Annotated in this window: 2 protein-coding genes; both read left to right on the plus strand. The window is 51.5% G+C overall.

What is annotated here, in order from left to right; genetic code table 11:
* Positions 1-13 precede the first annotated feature (13 nt).
* Positions 14-169, plus strand: a complete 156-nt coding sequence (hokD, locus tag EA14781_RS22280) for a type I toxin-antitoxin system toxin HokD (protein ID WP_000813254.1) — start codon at positions 14-16, stop codon at positions 167-169.
* Between the two features lie 159 nt (positions 170-328).
* On the plus strand, positions 329-553 hold a 225-nt coding region (locus tag EA14781_RS22285), incomplete at its 3' end, for a helix-turn-helix domain-containing protein (RefSeq protein ID WP_042336435.1).

Raw genomic sequence — 553 nt, forward strand, 5'->3', positions numbered from 1 at the left:
GGAGAAGCAGGCTATGAAGCAGCAAAAGGCGATGTTAATCGCCCTGATCGTCATCTGTTTAACCGTCATAGTGACGGCACTGGTAACGAGGAAAGACCTCTGCGAGGTACGAATCCGAACCGGCCAGACGGAGGTCGCTGTCTTCACAGCTTACGAACCTGAGGAGTAAGAGACCCGGCGGGGGAGTAATCTCCCGCCACCTCTGATGTGCCAGGCATCCTCAACGCACCCGCACTTAACCCGCTTCGGCGGGTTTTTGCATTAGTCTGGTGTGTAAGTTCACAGAGATATTGCAATTGCCTCCGGATAAGTAAGGGGAGATTGCACTATGCAAATGCAGCATCTGATGGTTGGCTATCCTAAGTACTACCAAACGGCCGATTATGCGTTGAGGCTTTCAGTGATGGCTGATATAGCAACAATGAGAATGAAGGCTCTGCACTTCTGGGATAAACACGGTATTTCTGCAGCTTCTGAAGCCTTTGGCGTGTCCTGCCGCACGCTTTACTGGTGGCGTCAGTTACTGAACAAGGAAGGACCTGAGGGGCTAATT

The sequence above is a fragment of the Escherichia albertii NBRC 107761 = DSM 17582 genome, from assembly GCF_000759775.1.
GTDB lineage: Bacteria > Pseudomonadota > Gammaproteobacteria > Enterobacterales > Enterobacteriaceae > Escherichia > Escherichia albertii.